The sequence below is a fragment of the Streptomyces phytophilus genome (assembly GCF_013870535.1).
Taxonomy (GTDB): domain Bacteria; phylum Actinomycetota; class Actinomycetes; order Streptomycetales; family Streptomycetaceae; genus Streptomyces; species Streptomyces phytophilus.
This window is the reverse complement of record NZ_JACBXC010001268.1, coordinates 1-1709: the sequence shown is the minus strand read 5'-3', so window position 1 is coordinate 1709 and position 1709 is coordinate 1. Positions and strand designations below refer to the sequence as shown.

2 protein-coding genes are annotated in these 1709 nt (G+C 74.5%); one reads left to right on the top strand and one right to left on the bottom strand.

What is annotated here, in order from left to right; genetic code table 11:
• The first annotated feature begins 485 nt into the window (after positions 1-485).
• Complete coding sequence (ddaH, locus tag H5J30_RS31475; protein ID WP_374101041.1) at positions 486-1301, top strand: dimethylargininase; 816 nt, start codon at positions 486-488, stop codon at positions 1299-1301.
• Between the two features lie 8 nt (positions 1302-1309).
• Here the strand turns inward: ddaH and H5J30_RS31470 are convergent.
• On the bottom strand, positions 1310-1709 hold a 400-nt coding region (locus tag H5J30_RS31470), incomplete at its 5' end, for a small ribosomal subunit Rsm22 family protein (protein WP_220189546.1).

Below are 1709 nucleotides of genomic sequence, written 5' to 3'. Positions count from 1 at the left end.
ACTGCGGAAGCCTGCGTGCCCGTGCCATGCGTCCCCTCACCTCGGCCGTCGTCCCTGGGGACCCGATCCTCGTGCTGCCACCGGAGCGGGTGCTGTAGGCCGATACTGTGCCACGGTATGCCATCCGGTCCGCGGGCCGCCCTGCGGTACCGAGGCGCCGGGTTCCGTCCCGGCGGCCGGCCGCGTTCCGGCCCGTACGCCCGGACCTGCGCGGATACGGCCCCCCAAGCGCTACGGGAACGCCGCGCGCCCGGCGCCGTACGCGATGAAACCGTGACCACCGACCACCCTTGGGTATCGCGCTAAATGCGCCTTTGGCAGGCCGCACTCCTCGTACGCGCTCCCGCGCCCCGCGGCGCGACCCGGGCCACCCGTGCCGCACTACTGCGCGCGCGGGTGTTCACCAGGCACCATTCGGTTACGTGCGTCGGCGCGCGCGATCCGCGGGCCGGCGCTTGGACGTCAGCAGTGAGGAGCCCTCGTTGTTGCGCACAGCCTCGGCGCGCCGGTACCTGATGTGCCCACCGGCACACTTCGCCGTCACGTACTCCATCAACCCGTGGATGGACCCCGCCAAACCCGTCGACCTCCAGCTCGCGCTCGCGCAGTGGGAGGACCTGGTCGCCCGTCAGCGCTCCCTCGGCCACACCGTCGAGCTGCTGGAGCCCGACCCCGCCCTGCCGGACATGGTCTTCGCCGCCAACGGCGCGCTCGTCGTCGACGGCCGCGTGCTGGGCGCGCGCTTCGCGTACCCGCAGCGCAGCGGCGAGGCCACCGCACAGCGCCGCTGGTTCCGCGCGCACGGCTTCGCCGACTACCACCTGCCGGAGCACGTCAACGAGGGCGAGGGCGACTTCGCCGTCACCCGCTCCTGGATCCTCGCGGGCCGCGGCTTCCGCAGCAGCCCCGAGTCGCACGCCGAGGCGCAGGAGTACCTGGGGCGCCCGGTCGTCGGCCTCGACCTGGTCGACCCGCGCTTCTACCACCTCGACACCGCGCTGTGCGTCCTGGACGACTCCACCGACACCGACGTCATGTACTACCCGGCCGCGTTCTCCCCGGGCAGCCGCGACGTCCTCGCCCGGCTCTTCCCCGACGCGGTCCTGGCGGGGGAGGAGGACGCGCTCGCGCTCGGCCTCAACGCCGTCAGCGACGGCCGCCACGTCCTGCTGCCGCAGGCGGCGGCCGGGCTGGTCGCGCCGCTGCGGGCGCGCGGCTTCGAACCGGTCCCGATGGATCTGACGGAGCTGCTCAAGGGCGGCGGCAGCGTGAAGTGCTGCACGCTGGAGCTGCGCGACTGACCGCCGCGCTACGACCGGGTGTGGCCGCCGTCCTCCGGCGGCGGCCACGCGTCGCCCCACCGCACGTCGCGGGCGGCGCGGTAGCGGGGGCCCTGCCGCTTGGACACCGTCGTACGGGCCAGCCCCTCGCCGGCCGTGCACAGCTCCAGCAGCACCAGGCCCTTGCGCAGCTGCGGATGCCGGACGACACGCGCTGGGGCCGGCGCCGCGGCGGTCCCCCCGGGGCGTACCGCCGCGACGTACGAGAACTTCTCGTCCTCGTGCCCCAGCTCGCCGCCCTTGACCCGGCGGTGCAGCGCGGAGCGCTGCACGCGCGCGGCGAAGTGGCACCAGTCGGCGGTCCCCTCCATCGGGCACGCGGCGCTGTGCGGACACGGCGCCAGCACCTCGAACCCGGCGTCGACGAGC